Source organism: Psychrobacter sp. 1U2, from assembly GCF_051847575.1.
The window spans coordinates 1-966 of record NZ_JBPYDC010000573.1; the positions used below are offsets into that span (position 1 = coordinate 1).

Annotated in this window: 1 pseudogene; it reads right to left on the bottom strand. The window is 44.0% G+C overall.

Annotated elements, in window-relative coordinates:
• Positions 1 to 786, bottom strand: a pseudogene (locus ACS8FD_RS17350) (oligonucleotide/oligosaccharide-binding fold domain-containing protein); the annotation flags it as partial.
• Positions 787 to 966: the final 180 nt, after the last annotated feature.

Consider the following 966-nt stretch of genomic DNA (forward strand, 5'->3'; position numbering starts at 1 on the left):
AAACAAGCTAATCTGCGCGTAAGCTTTCACGCGGCCTGTTTTCTTGGACCAATGCGGCTCAAAATAATGATACTTTAATAAGTTACCTGCCGCTGAGATGATCCATTCTGGTTCAATCTTGGCAACGGTACGCATAAAGACTTGGGAGGTCTCGACTATCTCAAAGGCTATGACCCAAGGTGGCACCTGTTTAAACACGGTACTGGCTGGAAAGATTTTGGCCTTTTGCTGGCGAGCAGCGAGATACTCTCCGCGATTTTCGGTTTTGTGAGCAATCGTAGACAATAAGCCCGTTAGTAATGCACGATGCAAATTGGCATATTTGACCGCCTTTACTTCTTCGTCTTCTATACTGGTAGGGTCACTATTATTCGCCTCTTTTTTGCTGTCTTTATCATCTGTCAGCTTAAGATCTGTAACCATCTGCACCAACTGACGATGGGTTTGGCTCCATTCGCGCACTCTTGGAAAGCTCAAATAGTTCTTCTTAGTAAACTGCTTACGCTGATTACCAGACAGCTTATTGCCGTCTGCATCCTTTTCAAACAAGGCTTTCCACAGGCTAAGATAAAACAAGAAGTCAGAATCATCTTGACGAAACTCTGCGTGTTTTTGATCCGCTTGCTGGCGCTTATTGACTGGGCGCTCACGCGGGTCTTGGACAGCAAGGGCTGCGACAACGATTAGCATCTCGCGGATACAATCAAAGTCGCTACCGGCAACCAACATACGTGCCAGTCTTGGATCAATGGGCATGCGCGCCATCTTCTGCCCAGTAGACGTGAGACGCAGATGATCAAGCCCTTTTTGGCGTTTGTTTTTGCTGTTTTTATATTGAAGACTCGTAGAAATCCTTCGAGAACCTGTCTCTAACGCATAATATATTGCGAGAATATTTTAATTCACTACTCTTTGTAGGGTTTTTATATTATAATAAATACAAGATAAACACTTTATCTTATCACT